Here is an 18,219-nt window from a genome sequence, read left to right as displayed (position 1 = left end):
CGGCTATACCGAGCCGCCATCGGCTATGCGCACCCCCGCCCGAGCCCCCTTCTCTGCGTCCCGCCCCCCACAAGATGTGCAGGAAGGCATCCGCGAGGAGGGCTGCAGGAATATGGAGAGCACTCGGTCGACGAGTACGGGCAATACCGGCGGAGACGGATTCGACGCGGGGGCGCGTGGCGTGGTGAAGCCGACCGATGCCCTCGGGGGCACGCTTCGGCTGGTGCGCACGGACGACTTCGACTCGCTGGACCCCGGGAACACGTACTACGCCTACACCTGGAACTTCCTGAGGCTCATCGGCCGGACGCTGGTCACCTTCGACACGGCGCCGGGCAAGGCGGGCCAGCGGCTGGTGCCGGACCTCGCGGAGTCGCTGGGGGAGTCGTCCGAGGGTGGCCGGGTGTGGACGTACCAGCTGCGGGCGGGGCTCCGGTACGAAGACGGCAGTCCGGTGACGGCCGGTGACGTCAAGTACGCCATCGCCAGGAGCAATTACGGGACCGACGTGCTGGGCGCGGGGCCGACCTACTTCCGGCATCTGCTGGGGACCGGATACGGCGGGCCCTGGCGGGAGCCCGATGCCGACGGGCCGGTCACACTGGAGACCCCCGACGACCGCACCCTCGTGTTCCGGCTCGAGGAGCCGTTCGCGGGGATGGACCTGCTGGCGACCATGCCCAGCACCACCCCTGTGCCGCGTCGCCTCGACACCGGCGCCGAGTACCGGCTGCGCCCGGTCGCGACCGGCCCGTACCGCGTCGTCTCGTACACCCGCGGCGAACTGGCCGTGCTGGAACGCAATCCGCACTGGGACCCGGCGACGGACCCGGTCCGCAAGCAGCGCGCCGAGCGCATCGAGGTGCACCTCGGCAAGGACCCGCACGAGGTGGACCGCATGCTGCTGGCCGGCGAGGCGCACATCGACCTCGCGGGGTTCGGGGTGCAGCCCTCGACGCAGGAGCGGATTCTGGCCGATCCGGATCTGCGGGCCAACGCCGACAATCCACTGTCCGGGTTCACCTGGATCTACTGCCTGTCGAGCCGGATCGCGCCGTTCGACAACGTCCACTGCCGTCGCGCCGTGCAGTTCGCCACGGACAAGGCGGCCATGCAGGCGGCGTACGGCGGTTCGGTGGGTGGGGACATCGCGACCACCATCCTGCCGCCGACCATCGACGGGTACCAGGACTTCGACCGCTATCCGGTGGGGCCCGAGGGCACCGGTGACCTGGAGGCCGCCCGCGCCGAACTCGCCGCCGCCGGAATGCCGGACGGGTTCCGTACGAAGATCGCCGCCCGCAAGGACCGGCTCAAGGAGTACCGGGCCGCCGAGGCGCTGGCCGCCGGGCTCGCGCGGGTGGGAATCGAGGCCGAGGTCCTCGACTTCCCCTCCGGTGACTACTTCGACATCTACGGTGGCTGCCCGGCCTATCTGCGCGAGCACGGGATCGGGATCATCATGTTCGGCTGGGGGGCCGACTTCCCGGACGGGTACGGGTTCCTGCAGCAGATCGTCGACGGGCGGGCGATCAAGGAGCGCGGCAACCAGAACATGGGTGAGCTGGACGATCCGGAGATCAACCAGCTGCTCGACCGCGGCGCCACCTCCGACGATCCCGCCGAGCGGGCGGAGATCTGGCACCGCATCGACCGGCTGACCATGGAGCACGCGGTGATCGTGCCGTATCTGTACCCGCGCTCGCTGCTCTACCGGCACCCGGACGCCCGCAACGTCTACGTCACCGGGTCGTTCGGCATGTACGACTACGTGGCGCTCGGGGCGAGTTGAGCCCGGGGAGTATCGGTCTGTCGGTGCGTCGCCGACAGGCCGATGCTCCGGCAGGCCACAGCCGTGTCATGGAACTCGGCCTCGAAGCGGGCCAGTTGGTGCAGGAAGCGACGGGTGGGACTGGTCAGGTCCGTGCCGCGGGCACTGCGCAACAACAGCCTGGCGCCCAGGCCGAGTTCGAGGCGGTGGATGCGACGGGTCAGCGCGGACTGGCTGATGGACAGCACGGCGGCCGCCCGGTTGATGCTGCCGTGCTTCGCCACCGCCCTCAGTACGTGCAGGTCCTCGACGTCGAACTTCCTGGTCGCGGTGGGCACGAGCGGTGCGTCGGGCGCGTCGCTCTCCCGCACGGGACGGGTGTTGCGGGCGGTCTGTTCCCGGTGCCAGCGCGTCCACCACGGGTCGCGCAGCAGGTCACGGTGGTGCTCGGCGAACCTCCGCAGATAGCGGTCGGCGAGCAGCGCGGCGAGCTGCTCGGCCAGGGCGCGGGGCACGACCGTCGGGTCGACGAGCAGGCTGGTGGAGCGGTGCGGCCGCTCCACCACGGACCGGTGGACCACGGAGGGCGCGAGCACGGCCGGATGCGTGGGGGAGCCGAGCCCGATGGCGTCGCCGCGGCGCAGCATGCCACGGGCCACCGAGGCACCGGTGACATGCAGGGCGGCGGGGGCGGGGAGACCGGCGGCCTGGAAGATCCGGGCCACCAGGACCTCGGAGTCCGGGCCGACCTCGGACACCCAGTTCTCGTCGCGCAGATCGGCGAGCGAGACCGCGTTCCGGCCGGCCAGCGGGTGGTCGAACGGCAGCGTGACCCACAGCGGATCGTCGAGGACGCCGTACGTGCGCACGGCCCGCTCGACCGAGTTGCGCGGCGCGTCGAGACTCCAGGTGTGCGCGGCGTCGACGTGATAGCCGGCCAGCGCGCGCATGACCTGGTGGGGCGTGTCATGGCGGACCGACAGAAGGATGTCCAGCGTGGCCGCGGCGTCCTCGACCACGTCCTCCAGGAGCGGTTCGGCGGAGGCGATGGCCAGCACGGCGGGCGCGTCGACGGCCTCCGAGCCGCGCCCGAAGATGTTTGTCTGGACGGCGAGATCGACCTGGCGGAAGAAGCGGCGCCCGGCCACCAGCAGGCGCGAGCCCGCTGAGGTCAGCCGCGCGGTGTGGCGGCTGCGCAGGGTCAGGGGGAGGCCGACGGTCTTATCGAGACGGTCGAGCTGGCGCTCCACGGCACCGTGCCGCGACCCGGTGCGCCGGGCCACTTCCGCGAGGTCTCCGCACTGTCCCACCGCGTCCAGCAGGGACAGGTCGGGGCGGGTGAAGGGGAAGGGAAGGGGAAGAGTTTCCGGCCGGTCGGGAACAGACGTTATCGCAGGCTTTATCGCAGGCGTAATTGCAGGCGTTATTTCTGACCCGTAAGACAATGTCGGTTTCCTTTTTGGTCAAGGACTGTGCCGTTTGATTGTCCGCAGTGGCTCAATGAATTCGCTGCGGCGATCTTAGGCGCGTCCTCTCTTCGGGCTCTCCTCGCGCCGGGGTGAGGAGAGCGTCCGAAGACGGTCCGGATAGATCCGGACCGGACCGCAGGGTCAGGCCTGGTCGGTCGGGCGGATGAAGATCTCGTTGACCGTCATGTGGGAGGGCGCCGTCACGGCGTAGCGCACCGCCTCGGCGATGTCGGCGGCCTGCAACTGCCGGATCTTGCCGACCCGTTCCTCGATGGCCGCCTTCGTCGGCGCGTGCGTGATGTGCTCGCGCAGTTCGGTCTCGACGGTGCCCGGCTCGATGACCACCACGCGCACACCGCGCTCGGTGACCTCCTGGCGCAGTCCCTCGCTGAACCCGTTCACCGCGAACTTGCTGGCGTTGTAGCCGGCGGCGCCGCGGCCCGCCACACGCGCGGCGATCGAGGAGATCTGCACGACCGCGCCCTGGCTCTTGAGCAGGTGCGGCAGTGCCGCATGGGTCATGTACATCAGGCCCAGGACGTTGGTGTCGATCATGCGGGTCCAGTCCGTGGTGTCGGCGCCCTCGACGGGGCCCAGCAGCATCACCCCGGCGTTGTTCACCAGGATGTCGAGCCGCCCCAGGGTCTCCACGGTCGAGCGCACCGCGTCGCGTACCGCCTGCTCGTCGGTGACGTCCAGTTCGACCACGTGGACGGTGGCGCCGGTGGCCTCCAGCTCATCCCTCAGGGCGTGCAGCCGGTCGACCCGGCGGGCCGCGACGGCCACGGCGGCGCCCTCGGCGGCCAGCACCCGCGCCGTGGCCGCGCCGATCCCCGAACTCGCACCCGTGATGAGCGCGACTTTCCCCTGCAGTGCTGAAGCCGTCTGCGGTGCTGAAGTCATCATTCCCCCGGTGGGTGACGGATAGGGTGCGCGAATGTCCTGAGAATGGTGTGCGGCGGCGCTGGAAAGGGCCGGATCCCGTGACGCTATCAGCCACGACATTGTGCGGTGAATGGCTGGCGGCGCCTCAAGTTATGACTGTTTCCGGCCGGTTATGCATGCCCTGGCCGCAGGCCGGGACGTCTCCTCGCGGGCACGGCAGATTGGGTCCACGACAGCACGTCGGCGCGACCCCTGTGCAGCGACCTGCGCAGCGATAGGCGGTGGATGATGCAGAACGATGCAGCGGTCCGGGAAGAGCGGGCGGCGGCACCGTCGTACCCGATGCCACGCGTCTCTCCCGTGGACCCGCCGCCGCCGCTCGCCGCGCTCCGGGCCGGCCGCGCCGCGAGCCGGGTGACGCTGTGGGACGGCAGCGAGGTGTGGCTGGTGACCTCGCACGCCGGTGTCCGGGCCGTGCTCGGCGACCGCCGGTTCACCGCGGTCACCAGTGCCCCCGGCTTCCCGATGCTGACCCGTACCTCGCAACTCGTGCGCGCGGCGCCCCACACGGCCTCGTTCATCCGCATGGACGACCCGGACCATTCCCGGCTGCGCTCGATGCTCACGCGCGACTTCCTCGCGCGCAAGGCGGAGGAAATGCGGCCGGTGCTGCGGGAGTTGCTGGAGGACATGCTGGGCGGCCTGGTGGCGGCCGGTGAGAAGCCCGTCGATCTCGTCGCCGGTCTGACGATTCCGGTGCCCTCCCGGGTCATCGCCCTGCTGTTCGGAGTGGGCGAGGACCGCCGGGACTTCATCGAGGACCGCAGCGCGATTCTCATCGACCGTGGCTACACCCCCGATCAAGTGGCCACAGCGCGGGACGAGTTGGACGGCTTTCTGCGTGAGCTCGTCGAGTCGCGGGTCGCCGATCCCGGCACCGATCTGGTGAGCCGTCTGGTGACCGACCAGGTGCGGCCCGGCCGGCTGAGCGTCGAGGAGCTGGTCCCGATGTGCCGGCTGCTGCTGGTGGCGGGACACGGTACGACCACCAGCCAGGCGAGCCTCAGTCTGCTCAGTCTGGCCACCGACCCCGGTCTCGCCGACGCCCTGACCAAGGACGAGGGTCTGCTGCCCAAGGCGGTCGAGGAGCTGCTGCGGTTCCACTCCATCGTGCAGAACGGACTGGCCCGCGCCGCGATCGAGGACGTACAGCTGGACGATGTGACGATCAGGGCCGGTGAGGGTGTCGTCCTCTCGCTCTCGGCGGGCAATCGCGACGAGCGGGTCTTCCCGTCGCCCGACACCCTCGACCCGCACCGCGACGCCCGCCGGCATCTGGCCTTCGGTCACGGCATCCACCAGTGCCTGGGGCAGTGGCTCGCCAAGGTCGAGATCGAGGAGATGCTGGCCGCCGTACTGCGCTGGATGCCCGGTGTGCGGCTGGCGGTGCCGTTCGAGGAACTGGACTTCCGCCACGAGGTCTCCAGTTACGGTCTCGGCGCGCTCCCGGTGACCTGGTGAGCGAGGTGAGCGGCGTGAGCGGTACGAACGACGTGAGCGGTACCACCGACGTGAGCGATGTGAGTGGCATGGGCGGCGCGAGCGGCGCGGCCGGGGCGAGTCGCCTGACGATCACCGTCGACGCCGACGCGTGCTGCGCCATGGGCCGGTGCGCGGGGACCGAGCCGCAACTCTTCGAGCAGGACCCCGACACCGGCACCGTGGTTCTGCTCGACCCCACCCCCGCACCCGCATGGCACGCATCGGCCCGGCTCTGCGCCGAGTTGTGCCCGTGCGGAGCCATCACGGTCACCGAGGACTGAGAGCCCGCGCCCCAGCGGCGCCCTTCGCCGCTCAGCGGCCGACAAGGAGCGATCATGATCCAAGCCCCTGGTTCCGTCCCGTCCGGCGCCACGGCCGCCGAGGCGGCGCTCGCCGCCGACGACTCCCCGATGGGTGACGCGGCCCGGTGGGCGGTAGGGCTGCTGACGGCGCCCGACCTCGCCGCGGACGAGTCGACAGCCGTGCGTTTCGTGCCGACCTTCCCCGCCCGGCACACGCGGGGCTTCTCCGCGACTCTGGAGGAATGGCGGACGAAGGGGCCGTTCACGGTCCGGGAGTACCAGCCCGTCGCCCACAAGGGCTGGGTCGTCCTGTCCGGGCCCACCGGCCTGCGCCACACGCTGTCACTGACCCTCGACTCCACCGGGCTGATCCGCATCCTCGCCCTCCAGCCCGAGACGGTGATCCCCGAGACAGGCACCTGGGAGGAGCTGGAGGACGCGCTGCGCATACCCGGCGTCGACCACTCCGTCCTCGCCGCGCGCCTCACGCCCGACCGGACCGTCGTCCTGCACGAGTCGGCCGCCGCCCGGTCGATGCCCACCGGCTCCGCGTACAAGCTCTATGTGATGCGCGCCCTCGTCCACGCGATCGAGAGCGGCGGAGCGAGCTGGGACGACGAGGTCACCGTACGGCCCGAACTGCGCAGCCTGCCCACGGGCGACATGCAGGATCTGCCGGACGGAACCCGCGTCACGGTGCGCGAGACGGCGTACAAGATGATCGCGATGAGCGACAACACCGGCGCCGATCTGATCGCGGACCGGTTGGGCCGGGATGCCGTCGAGCGTGCCGTGACCGCCTCTCGCCACCACGATCCCTCCCTCCTGCGTCCCTTCCTGACCAGCCACGAGGTATTCGAACTCGGCTGGGGCGCCTCGGAGTTGCGTGCCGCGTGGCTGGAGCGGGACGAGGCCGGACGCCGTGAGCTGCTGCGCGAGATCGCCCGGCCGATGACGGTGCGCGGCTCCGACCTGGGCGAGACGGTGCACCGGCTGGGCCTCGACTGGCACATGACCGCCTACGACGTGCTCCACGTCCTCGAAGGGCTCCGGCACGACAGCGAGCGGGATGCCACCGGCACCGTCGAGCACATCCTCACCGCCTACCCCGGCATCCCCGTCGACCACGCCAAGTGGCCCCGGGTCTACTTCAAGGCCGGTTCCTGCCCCGGCGTGATGATGTTCTGCTGGCTGCTCCAGGACCGGGCCGGCACCGTGCACGTCCTGGTGCTGCGCCAGGCGGCCGACGAGCAGAAGCCCATCGGCGACGGCCTGTTCCTGCGCGGGCTCGGTGCCCAGGTCATCAACTCCGGTCTGCTGGAGGCCGACCCGGAGCACGGGGAGGGAGCGAGGTACGGCGAAGGGGCCGGGTACGGCGAAGGGGCCGGGTACGGCGAAGGGGCCGGGTACGGCGAAGGGGCCGGGTACGGCGAAGGAGCGGGGTACGGCGAAGGGGCCGGGCACGGCGAAGCAGCCGACGGGAAAGCCGCCCGGTGAGCGTCAAGGACCGACTCCTCGCCGTTCTCGTCGCCGTGCTGTGGGGGCTGAACTTCCTCGCCGTACGGATCGGACTCGACCACTACCCGCCCTTCTTCCTCTCCGCACTGCGCTTCCTCGTCCTCGCCGTGCCGGTGATTCTCTTCGTGCCCCGGCCGAAGGCGCCGGTGCGCTGGCTGCTGGTCTACGGACTGGGCTTCGGGGTCCTGCAGTTCGGGCTGCTCTTCCTCGCCATCGACCAAGGCATGCCGTCCGGGCAGGCCTCGGTCGTGGTGCAGGCGTCGGCCCCGTTCACCATGCTGCTCGGCGCGCTGCTGCTGGGCGAGCGGGTCTCCCCGCGCCAGCTGGGCGGGATCGGCCTCGCCGTGCTCGGCATGGCGGTGATCGCGGTGGAACGGGCCCGCAGCGCCGCGCTGCTCCCGCTGCTGCTGACCCTGCTCGCGGCGCTCGGCTGGGCGCTCGGCAACATCGCGAGCCGGCAGGCCCGCCCCGACCATCCGCTGCGTTTCGCCCTGTGGATGTCGGTCGTGCCGCCGCTGCCGCTGCTGGCCCTGTCCGCCGTGATGGAGGGCCCGGCCACCGGCTGGCGCGCGCTCGGCGGCTCCTTCGACGGCGACGGCTGGCCCGGCCTGGTGGCCCTGGTGTACACCGCGCTCGCGGGCTCGGTGGTCGGATCGGGCATCTGGACCACCCTGCTGAAGCGCTACGAGGCGGGAGTCGTGGCCCCGTTCTCCATGCTGGTCCCGGTGGTGGGGGTCGCGGCCGCGTGGGCGGTGCTGGGGGAGCAGCTCACGGGGTGGTCACTGACGGGCGGCTCGGCGGTGGTCCTGGGGGTGCTGCTGGGAACGGGCTGGACTCCCCGGCCCCGTAAGGGGCGCGGGGCTGTGACGACTGCGGCTCCGCCGCGTGGGCGCGACCAGTCACGACGAACCCGCAGCCGCCGGACCGAGAATCAGGCCCCCGAGCCGACCGCCCCGGTCCAGAACACCCAGCGGTCATAAGGCACATACCCCAGCGAAGCGTTGACCGCGATCATCGCGTCGTTGTCCTCGGCGTTGGCCGTCTCCACGAGCCGGACCTCCGGCTCGTGCCGCAGCACGTACTCCAGGTTCGCCAGCTTGAGCAGCCGTCCCAGGCGATGCCCCCGATGCGCCCGGTGCACCACGGTCATCCCCTGCAGCGCGTACTCGGGATTCCCCGTGGTCTTCGAGACGCTGGTGTATCCGGCCAGTCGGCCACTCGCGTCGTGGACGACACCGGTGTGATACGCCCGCCGCCCACGGCCGACCCGCATGGTCTCGAACTCCCGGGCGTAGCTGGTCTCGACCTCCTGGTCCTCGTCGAAGTTCTCGTCGCCCAGCGACTGTTCGAGCACCGACACCCGTACCGCGTACGCGTCGGGCGTGATGGTCCCCCAGGTGACCAGGGAGTACCCCGCCGGCACGGCGGGGACGCCGTCGGCCAACGGGTCGTGGGCGTCCAGGTCGAGCCACTGGTGCACCCCGGCCGGAACGGGCGAGCGCTCCGCCCCCACCGCCGCCGCGAAGGCGGCCGGTCCCGGGTCGCGCGCCGGACCGCCGGGCAGCGCCTCCACCACCGTCGCGGCCAGCGCGGAACGTCCGTGCCCCGCGGCGATGTCGACGGCCCGGCCGTAGAGCGCGCCCCCGATGCCCCGGCGGCGCAGCGTCGGGTGGACGAGGAGCTGGTCCACCCGTGCCACGTCCGCGCCGTCGGGCAGCGCGAGCCGCAGCGCGCCGACGACCCGGCCGTCATGGCGTACGACCCAGTCCTCCAGCTTGGTGGCGGGCGGCGGGAAGCGCAGCGAGCCCGTCATGTCGGCGGTGCAGGGAGGCGCGGCCTCAGGGACGTCGCCGGCCGAGTCGGCGAGCAACCGCAGCCACTGGCCGACCGTGGTCTCGTCGTCGGCGGCCAGCGGGCTGAAGCGCAGGTCGTGCGTGATGTCGTTCAAGGGGTGTTCTCCCAATCGCTGCGGTCGGGCGCGAGACCCATCGCCTGGACGTCGTACAGCCCGAAGGCCGGATGGACGTACACATTGGTGACCCACGGGTTGCGGAAGTGCAGGGTCTTGTCGTGGACCAGGGGAAGGATCACGGCGTGTTCCATCACGAGGCGTTCGACGGCCCCCCACTGGCGGGCCCGTTCGGTGGGGTCGGTGGTGTGCAGGCTCTGGTCGATGAGCTCGTTGACGCGCGGGTCGTCGAGCTCGGAGATGTTCCAGTTGCCGCCGTTGCGCTTGATCTGGCGGCCGTCCACGAGGGGAGCGAGGAAGCCGTACTCGGTCGGGAAGTCGGCGCCCCAGTCGGTGACGACGAGCCCGAGCGCGTGCCGGCGGATGGTTTCCGGGTGCCCGGCGCCCAGGCTGAAGTAGCTCGCTACGTCCAGCTCCTTCACGGTGAGCCGGACGCCGACCCGGGCGAGTGACTCGGCGACCGCGTCGGCGACCAGCCGGAACTTGCCCCGCTGGGTCCCGATCACCGCGTCGAAGCCGTCCGGCAGTCCCGCCGCCGCCAGCTCGGCGCGCGCCGCGTCGAGGTCGCCCCGCAGGTCGGGCCCGGTCGGATACCGGTCAAGGTGCTGGTGCGCGGGCAGCCGTGGCGGGAACAGCGCCGTGGTGAGGTCCCCGCCGGTGACCGGGCCGCCGCGCGCCTGCTGGAGCAGGATCTTGTCGGCCGCGTAGTGCACGGCCCGGCGCGCGTGCACGTTGTCGAACGGGGGGACGTGCGGCTGGATCGACACGAAGTGCAGGAAGCTCGTCCGCGGATTGTCCGTGTGCGACCGCAGGACGCCGTCCGCCGTGACGTGGCCCTGCGCCGCGTGCTGGAGACCCCGGCCTTCGAGGTTGATGTCGAACTCCCCGGCGATCAGCCGCTCGTCGAGCTCGTCGACGTCCACCCCGATGGTGAGCTCCACCCGGTCGGGCAGGGCCGGCCGGACCGGGTCGGTGGCGCGATCCCAGTACGGGTTGCGCTCGAAGTGCATGAACTTGCCCGGCCGGTGGACGGCGACCCGGTACGGGCCGCTGGAGCGCGGGTTCTCCCCGTAGTCGGCCCCGGTGTCCGCGCGCCGCGGCACCGGCGCCGCGCAGGGCTGTGCCATCAGATGGTCGAAGTCCGAGAAGGGACGCCGCAGTCGGAAGACGATCGTGCGCTCGTCGGGGGTGAGGACGGACCGCAGCGGGTCGGTGGTCCGGTACGGACCCGGGTACGGCCGCGCGGGGTCGTCGAGCAGCGGTACGAGGTAGGTGGGGCCGCCGGGCAGCACGTCCTGCGCGAACACCCGCTGTACGGCGTGGCGTATGTCGTCCGAGGTGATCGGGGTGCCGTCGTCGTAGCGCAGGTTCTCGCGCAGCCGGTACGTCCAGGTGCGGCCGCCGTCGCTCACCCGTCCGGGGCTCTCGGCCAGGTCCGGGACGGGGACGAGTCCGGCGGGGCCCGGCTCGGTGGGGTAGGCCATGAGGGTGCGGTTGAGCATCCGCTGCAGCAGCCACACCCACACGTAGTAGGTGCGGGCCGGGTCGAGGGAGTCCACGTCGGCCGAGGAGACCAGGCGCAGGGTGCCGCCGCGCCGGTCCGAGGGGTTCACCATCGCGCCGACGGCGGCGTCCCAGCCGGCACCCGCCACTTCGGTGGGTCGCGTACTCATCGTGTCGTCTCCCCGATTCGCAGCAGGAAGGAGTGCTCCTCGCTCGCCAGGCAGCCGCGCGCGAGCTTCGCCTCGACGCTGCCGATCCCGGCGTGCAGGACGGATACGCCCTCGCGTGCGGCGGCTTCGAGGACGCGGTAGTACAGGACGTCGTAGTAGAGCGGCAGCTTGCCCTGGGCGTCGTAGTCGAATCCGGCGCGGTGGCCGAACCACTGCTCCTCGCCGCGGGCCCGGGAGCGCAGCACCATGCCGAAGCCGATGATGCTGCCGTCCTTGCGCGCCACCGAGACCATGGCGTCGTCGCCCATGACTTCGGAGATCCAGTTCAGCAGCCCGGCCGAGTGCTCCGGGCTGGCCGGATTGCCGTACTTCCGCAGCAGGTTGCAGTCGAGCTCGCCCAGGCGCGGGGCCAGTGCCTTGGTCAGCGGTTCGAGGTGGACCTCCACCTTGGCCTCGGCCAGCGCCCGGCGCTCCAGACGCACCCGGCGGCGCCGATGCTTGCTCATCTCTTCGAGGAACTGGTCCCAGCCGCCGGGCGGAATGGGCAGCCAGGCGTAGTGCGCGGAGAGGTGGGAACGGTAGCCGCGCCCGCGCAGCAGCTCGACCAGGCCGGTGTCGCGGACGTCGACATGGGGGAAGCAGACGGACGCAGCCCCGCGCTCCGCGGCGAGCTGCTCGGCCCGCTCCACCAGTGCCTCGACGTCCGAGGGCAGCGCGGCGGGTCCGGCCAGCGCCCGGGTACGTCCCAGGTGCCGGCCGCCGCACACCAGGGACGGCAGCAGGGCCGCCGGATCGCCCTGGGCCACCTCCTCGAGGACGGCGGCGGCCTCCGGCGTGCCGCCGTCCTCCAGCGCCCGGGAGAGCATCGCGTCCGGCCGGGCGAGCAGCCACGGCACGGAGTCGTCGGCCCACGCGGCGACGAGGCCCGCGACCGGCCTGTCGTCCCGGTGCTGGACGAGGAAGTCCATCGTGGTCCCGGAGTTGCGCTCCTGGACCGCCAGCCAGCGGGAGGTCTGGAAGAAGTCCTCCGCGCCGAGCAGGTCGTCCCAGCCGGCGGCGGGCAGCGCGGCGGCGTCCGCCACCGGCCGCACATCGCCCCGGCTGCCCGCATACGGACCGGTGCCCCTCACAGCTTCTGCGCCCCGTCCGCCTCGTCCGCCTTGTTCGGCTCGTCCTCCTCGACGACGAAGTCGAGGTACGCGGCCGCCTTGTCGGCGAGGGCCTGTGCTTCGAGGCGGTCGGGGCCGTTGCAGTAGGTGAAGCCGACGCAGGAGGAGTTGTCCATGCGCTGCAACAGGTGGTCGCCCTTCTCCACGTGCAGCAGCACCTGCACGCCCGGCACCGCGGAGGCGGCTTCCACGCCGTCCACGCGCTGGAGGACGCCGCGCCGCTGCGGGTAGATCATGCGCACGGCGGCGCCGCCCGTGTGGACGACCGGCTCGATCGGCGGGACCTCGCCGATCGCGAGCAGCCAGGCGTCCAGGATGGGGCTGCGCCCTGTGACGTCCGTGACGAGCATGGTCATGCAGCTCGACGGCGTACGCGGGTTGGCCTCGATGATGCGCCAGCCGGACTCGGTTCGCCGCACCTCGGTGTGGCAGGGCCCGCGGTCGTAGCCGATCGCCTCCAGGGTCCTGCGCACCACGGAGTAGAGCTGGTCGCGCTCGTCGTCGGAGAGCGGCACGGGGAAGGTGTGCCCGCACTCGATGTAGGCCGGGTCGCCGAACAGGTCCTTCGAGGTGACGCCGAAGACGTGCGTGTGGCCGTCCACCGTCATCGTCTCGACGCTGACTTCGACACCCTCGACGTACGTCTCCAGGAGCACGTCGCCCGAACGCGGCTGGCCGCGCAGGCTGTGCCGTATCCCGGACAGCTCCTGCCACGCCTCGACGAGCTGGTCCATGTCGTCGACGCGGCGGACTCCGTAACTGATCGCCTCCGCGGGCGGTTTGGCGATCATCGGGAAGCCGAGCCGCCGCGCCGCCTCGTCGAGCTGTTCGCGGCTGCCGACGAGCATGTGGGGGATGTTGAACGGTACGTCGCCGAGCGCGACGCGCAGCCGGTCCTTGACGTTGGCGGTCTCCACGGCCGCGGGATCGGGACCCGGCAGACCGAGGCGCCGGGCCGCCTGCGCGGCGAGCACCGTGTGGTAGTCGGAGAACGACGTCAGTCCGTCCACCAGGGGAGTGCCGTGGTCGTCGGTCACCACGGACAGCACCGCTTCGAGGTCGGTGGTGTCGACGTCGATCACACGGTCGACGGCCGCGGCGAGCGGGTGGGAGTCCCAGTCGTGGCCGTGGGTGTACCAGGCCCGGTCACCGGTGAGCAGCCACACCTCGAGACCGTGCTCGCGGGCCTGGTGCAGGCCCAGGACGAACGGGTGATTCTGCATGTGCTCGACGATCGCGATGCGCCTGCCGGCGAACTTCGCGTAGTCGGCCAGGGGTGTTGTCATGGGACCGCCTCCATGGTCCGCCGCCGATCACGTCGGTGGCGTTGCAGTCGACTGGCGTTGCGGACCAGTTCAACGCGTCGGCCCCGGCGAAGCCATGAAACGGGTGGTCACACGCATAGGCGGTCGGCGAGGCGCATAGGAACGCCGCCGGCCGCCTACCGGCTCGGTGGCTGGACCGCGGCCAGCAGTCCGCCGATGACCGCGAACAGCGCCAGGAACCCCACGGTGGCGCCCGTACCGACGGCGTTCTCGACCACATGGCCCCCGATGAGGATCCACGCCAACGCGCCGAGCAGCACCAGCAGGTGGGTGCCCCGCTCGCGCAGGACGCGCATTCCCGCCCACAGCAGAACGGGCATCGACGCCACTCCGGCGATCCCGGCGAGGAGCGACTCCAACGACCCGGCGAACATCGCGTCCGGATCGGCATCGCCGACGCCCTGCGCCCACTCCCGCAGGGACGACCAGATCCAGTAGCAGACGACGGCGGACACCGCCGACACGGCGGCGCCCTTCACCCAGCGGACGGCCCTGCGGTTCGTCATGCCCTCAGCCTTCCATGGCACGGCGACGGGGGCCTGAGTACGAGTACCCAGGCCCCCGCCCCTCTGCGGATCCCGCCTACAGCGAGTGCTGCAGGCTGTCGGCGTACAGCCGTGCACCCGCGATCTTCGGGTGGAAGGACTTCATGGACGGCGCCACATTGCCCGGCAGCCAGTTCCAGTCCCGGTTGTCCGCCTGCGAGTGGCCGGACAGGACGATGCCGTGCACGTCCTCCGGGTCACCGCAGATCGCCTTGCCGGCGAACTCGTCACGCGGGTCGGAGAAGACCGCGTTCGCGCTGTGCTGGCTGTTGGCGTCGTTGACCGCGCCCTGCATCTCGGTGGCCAGCGTGTCGGCCATGCCGTTCAGCCACGGTGCCTCCTCGGTGCCGATGCCGATGACGCACTGCCCGTTGCCCTCCAGGAGCTTCGGGTAGCCCATGAGGACGATCTTGGCGTTGGGCGCCTTCTGGTGGAGCGAGTAGAGCATGCTCGCCAGCCGTGGCCTGATCTGCTCGTGCAGCCACTTCGGTGCCCATTCCTCCAGGGACCCGGTCGACTGTCCGTCGATCTTCTTGCCGGTGTCCGGGTCGACGGCGTCGATGGAGTTGTCGTTGCACACGGTCAGGGCCGTGATGCACTCCTGGATGATGTCGGCGAACCGGGCGTCGTTGCCGCCGATGGACAGGGTGACCAGCGTGGTGTTCTGGTCGAGGTAGCCCTGCTGGATCTGTGGCAGCTCACTGCTCTGGCCCTCGTGAAGGATGTTGTAGTGGCGGGCGCCGGAGCAGGCGATGAAGTGGTAGTCCATGTCGGAGTCGCGGTCGTCGGCCATCGCCCCGATCGACTTCGAGTAGCCGGGCAGCGTGGCCTGACGCGACCAGGCGTACTTCGAGCGGTGGCACTTGTCCTCGGTGTCGGGCTGCTGCTTGTCGTAGTAGTCGGACTCCGGGTAGTAGTCCGCGCCGCCGTTCTCCGAGGCGCCCTCACCCGAGGAGTACGAGTCGCCCATCGCGACGATCTGGTTCTTGGGCTTGGCGCTCATCGGCTGGAAGCCGACCGAGTCCCAGGCGACGTCCTCGGTGCCCTTGCCGTCCTCCGTCACGTTCGACAGGGACACCGTGGGCGTTCCGGTGAAGTTGAAGACGCCGATCGGCACCCACTTGTTCTCCATCACCCGCTGCGGCAGCGCGCGGTTGGGGCTGAGGGAGTTGGTGCCGCCCACCTTGTACATGGCCTGACGGGTGTGCGCGCCGTGGTCGGGCAGGTGCACCCAGACCCGCATCCAGCCGCGGTCGGATTTGTTCAGCGTCCAGGTGCCGGTGGTCTGCAGCCTGCTCGCGTCGCTCGTCCCGCTCTTGTTGGTGTGCGAGAACCAGAAGTGGTTGCCGTACGCGGCGCCGATCTGGTGCAGGTCGATCCGGGCCGAGGGGCTCCCGAAGTCGAGGTTGAACGAACCCGCGGACGACACCGTGCCGCACGATCTCGTATCGGATCCGGCCGGGACGATGCCGTTGGCGAGGTCCTCGACGATGTACGTACCGGACGGCAGGTTGGCCGAGCACTCCGGCGGATACGAGTTGGCGTCCGGCTGCTCGGGATAGGTGTCGTCGAAGCGGTGGATCGGGTTGCCGCACTGGGCGCTGGACGTGCAGTTCTTCCAGGTCGCGGCCTTGGTGAACCAGCACTTCAGGTACAGCGGGTCCGAGGTGTTGGGGTCACCGGGCAGCAGGCAGGGGCCGCCGCCGGTGTCGTTGGTCGCGCCCGTGCTGATCTTCGACGGGTCGCAGTTGTTGCTGCTGTCGCAGAACAGGCCGATCGGAGGCTTGGCCGCCGTGCGGTAGGCGTTGGAGTTCCACCACGCGGCGCGGTAACCGGGCTGGAAGTCACCGGGCTTGAACATCGCCGAGATCGGGCGGGCCGCCCAGCCGATGACCTTCTCCTCGTACGGCCAGTCCTGCGGGTGCGCGGCGTGGCTGTAGTCGTCGGCGCCGGCCGCATCCTCCAGGAACGGCGTACGGTTCTCCTTCCACAGCGGGTTCGCCGGGTTGTTGGTCCAGCCGAGGCCCCACTTGCCGGAGTTGCTGCCCGCGTCCGCCTTCAGGTGGTAGCCCGTGTTGTACGACCACAGGGCGGCGAACCAGTTCTCGATGTACTTCGGGCTGCCGTCGTTGATGACGATCCCGTCGGCCCGGGTCTGGTTCCACTTCTCGACCAGGATGTTCACGCCGGCCGCGATGTTCGCCGCGTAGTCGAGCGCGACGGCCTCCTGCTGCTGCACCGTCTTCGTCGGCTGGCCCTTGCCGGGCAGCCGCATGCCGTCGGTGACCTGGGTGACGCCGTAACCGCAGTCCGACTTGGACCAGTCGATGGCCCACGGGTCGGTCTGCGAGCCGTCGGAGGAGTACTTGACGCCGTAGAAGTTGCCGATCAACGGGTTCGCGGTGACGCCCGGCACGGCGTAGCGGGTCGCCTGCCACATGTTCGACTCCTGCGCGGTGACACCCAACATCACCTGAGCCGGGATGTGCCAGTCGGCGCCGCTGCCGCCGCTGAGCGACTGGAGCGGGAACAGGCTCTGCGGCGCGTACGCGCTCATCCCCGTGTTCTTCCAGTTCGCCCCGCGCGTGGCGCCCTTGTTGAGGGTGCCGACGACCGCCTGGTCCACGGCCCACTCGATCTGCCGCGGAGTCGGCTGGAACGCCTGCTTCTTGGGGTCGTTGCGCGGGACCGAACAGGTGCGGTCGTCGTCGACCGGCGACGCCATCGGGGTGGCCTTGCCGGACTTTGCGGGTGTGCCCAGCACCGGGCTCATCGCGGTCGCGGCGCGCTGGGCGCTCGCGCTGCCGATCCGGTTGCCCGGGGCGGCGTCCAGGACAGTCGTCTTCCCGGTGTCCAGAGCCTTGAGGGTGATCCGCGCGCCGCGCGCCGAGAAGGAGTCCTGCTGCGAGATCCGGGAGTCCTTGCCGTCCGCCCACGCGGTGGTCACCGCGGCGCCGCCACGGCTGGAGACGCGGGCGTCCTTGTCGATGCCGCCCGGGTTGCGGACGACACCCGGCAGCGACCCGTGGGTGCGGGCCTTGCCGGTGACGTACACGGTGCCCGCTGGGGTGCGCGCGAGGTCGAACCCGGTCAGCGAACCCTGCGCGAGCTCGGCGGCCCTCGCCCTGCCGTTCGCCGCCCGCAGCGCCCCCGCGGTGACACGGGAGACGGCGGCCCGGTCGTCGGCCGACGACTTCTTCCTGCCGCCGGGCAGCCGGTCGATGAAGGTGACACCGCCGTCGGCGTCCGGCTGCAGCTGGAACGGTACGGCGTGGGTGCGGGCCACCGTCTTCACCGTCGAGCCGTCGATCCTTACGACCCGGTTGCCCCGTGCGGCGACGATCCCGCCGTTCACCGGGACCGCCGAGGTGACCTGGCCGGCCACCTTCGTCCTGGCGGACTTCCCCGAGGCGGCGGCGACCGTGACCAGCCGGGTCTCGTTGGTCTTGGCGGTGTTCTCGTCGGTGAACTGCGAGAACACGGCGTCGTCACCCGTGCCGCAGCCCGGTGAGAAGTAGCCCAGCGTGGCCTGGAACGGCAGCTTGCGCACGGCTCCGCTGTGCAGGTCGACGATCGCGGTGAAGGCACCGCGGCTCATCAGCTCGGGCTTGTTGGTGAAGGTGCGCGGCGCGTACGCCACGGCGGCGTACCGGCCGGACTTGGTCACACAGGCGTTGCCGATCCAGGTGTCCGTCTCGAACCCCGGCTCGGACAGCGAGGCGGCGGTCTTCCACGCGTAGCCGCTCTTCTCGTCGGCCACCATCACATGGAAACCCGTGCCGTCACCCGACGTCGTGAACGCCCGGTCCGAGGACGACTTGTAGCTCTTGCCGAGCAGTTCGGCGCGCTTCTTCGCGGGAACCGCGCTGGGACGGGTGTCGTCCCGCGACCCCTTGCCCGTCCCGCTCGCGGACTTCGACGTCGGGGACCATCCGTCGGCCGCTCCGGGCGGCACCGCGTCCGCGTGGGCCTGCGTCGTACCGACCCCACTGGCCACCGCTATCGCGACGGCCGTGGCGACCGGGACACGCGCATATCTCACTATGCTGCG

The 18,219-nt window shown here is 70.9% G+C and carries 13 protein-coding genes; 5 read left to right on the top strand and 8 right to left on the bottom strand.

Going from position 1 to position 18,219, the window contains the following annotated elements:
- Positions 1 to 112 precede the first annotated feature (112 nt).
- Positions 113 to 1,792, top strand: coding sequence for an ABC transporter substrate-binding protein (locus ACIBK0_RS04105; RefSeq protein ID WP_399075358.1), 1,680 nt, complete (start codon positions 113 to 115; stop codon positions 1,790 to 1,792).
- Here the strand turns inward: ACIBK0_RS04105 and ACIBK0_RS04100 are convergent.
- On the bottom strand, positions 1,768 to 3,081 hold the full coding sequence (locus tag ACIBK0_RS04100; protein ID WP_399075356.1) for a LysR family transcriptional regulator: 1,314 nt from the start codon (positions 3,079 to 3,081) through the stop codon (positions 1,768 to 1,770). The two genes, ACIBK0_RS04105 and ACIBK0_RS04100, sit on opposite strands and share 25 nt — an antisense overlap.
- A 300-nt stretch (positions 3,082 to 3,381) precedes the next feature.
- Positions 3,382 to 4,146, bottom strand: coding sequence for an SDR family NAD(P)-dependent oxidoreductase (locus tag ACIBK0_RS04095; RefSeq protein WP_399075353.1), 765 nt, complete (start codon positions 4,144 to 4,146; stop codon positions 3,382 to 3,384).
- A gap of 264 nt (positions 4,147 to 4,410) precedes the next feature.
- Between ACIBK0_RS04095 and ACIBK0_RS04090 the strand changes: the two genes are divergently transcribed.
- From ACIBK0_RS04090 to ACIBK0_RS04075, 4 genes are read left to right on the top strand one after another with little or no spacing between them, the layout of a single operon-like run.
- The gene (locus ACIBK0_RS04090; RefSeq protein WP_399075351.1) at positions 4,411 to 5,646 is read left to right on the top strand and encodes a cytochrome P450; all 1,236 of its coding nucleotides are present in this window, start codon (positions 4,411 to 4,413) and stop codon (positions 5,644 to 5,646) included.
- Between the two features lie 14 nt (positions 5,647 to 5,660).
- Positions 5,661 to 5,948, top strand: a complete 288-nt coding sequence (locus tag ACIBK0_RS04085; RefSeq protein WP_399075348.1) for a ferredoxin — start codon at positions 5,661 to 5,663, stop codon at positions 5,946 to 5,948.
- Positions 5,949 to 6,002: 54 nt separating this feature from the next.
- Entirely contained in the window at positions 6,003 to 7,466 is a 1,464-nt protein-coding gene (locus ACIBK0_RS04080) for a serine hydrolase (RefSeq protein WP_399075346.1), read from the top strand.
- Positions 7,463 to 8,467: an EamA family transporter gene (locus tag ACIBK0_RS04075; protein ID WP_399075344.1), complete on the top strand. Its 1,005-nt coding sequence runs from the start codon at positions 7,463 to 7,465 to the stop codon at positions 8,465 to 8,467. The genes ACIBK0_RS04080 and ACIBK0_RS04075 overlap by 4 nt, the downstream gene beginning before the upstream one ends.
- Here ACIBK0_RS04075 and ACIBK0_RS04070 read toward each other — a convergent pair.
- The 6 genes from ACIBK0_RS04070 to ACIBK0_RS04045 form a co-directional block, all read right to left on the bottom strand.
- A complete protein-coding gene (locus ACIBK0_RS04070) occupies positions 8,419 to 9,435 on the bottom strand; it encodes a GNAT family N-acetyltransferase (RefSeq protein ID WP_399075342.1) in 1,017 nt (338 codons plus the stop codon). The genes ACIBK0_RS04075 and ACIBK0_RS04070 overlap by 49 nt on opposite strands.
- A complete protein-coding gene (locus tag ACIBK0_RS04065) occupies positions 9,432 to 11,129 on the bottom strand; it encodes an ABC transporter substrate-binding protein (protein ID WP_399075340.1) in 1,698 nt (565 codons plus the stop codon). The genes ACIBK0_RS04070 and ACIBK0_RS04065 overlap by 4 nt, the downstream gene beginning before the upstream one ends.
- A complete protein-coding gene (locus ACIBK0_RS04060; RefSeq protein WP_399075338.1) occupies positions 11,126 to 12,211 on the bottom strand; it encodes a GNAT family N-acetyltransferase in 1,086 nt (361 codons plus the stop codon). Before ACIBK0_RS04060 ends, ACIBK0_RS04065 begins: the two co-directional genes overlap by 4 nt.
- Positions 12,212 to 12,255: 44 nt before the next feature.
- The gene (locus ACIBK0_RS04055) at positions 12,256 to 13,584 is read right to left on the bottom strand and encodes an ATP-grasp domain-containing protein (RefSeq protein ID WP_399075336.1); all 1,329 of its coding nucleotides are present in this window, start codon (positions 13,582 to 13,584) and stop codon (positions 12,256 to 12,258) included.
- A 155-nt stretch (positions 13,585 to 13,739) separates the two neighbouring features.
- On the bottom strand, positions 13,740 to 14,129 hold the full coding sequence (locus ACIBK0_RS04050; RefSeq protein ID WP_399075334.1) for a hypothetical protein: 390 nt from the start codon (positions 14,127 to 14,129) through the stop codon (positions 13,740 to 13,742).
- Positions 14,130 to 14,205: 76 nt separating this feature from the next.
- On the bottom strand, positions 14,206 to 18,210 hold the full coding sequence (locus ACIBK0_RS04045) for an SGNH/GDSL hydrolase family protein (RefSeq protein ID WP_399075332.1): 4,005 nt from the start codon (positions 18,208 to 18,210) through the stop codon (positions 14,206 to 14,208).
- Between the last annotated feature and the right edge of the window lie 9 nt (positions 18,211 to 18,219).

Source organism: Streptomyces sp. NPDC050564 (assembly GCF_044457265.1).
Taxonomy (GTDB): domain Bacteria; phylum Actinomycetota; class Actinomycetes; order Streptomycetales; family Streptomycetaceae; genus Streptomyces.
This window is presented reverse-complemented; position numbering and strand designations above follow the sequence as displayed.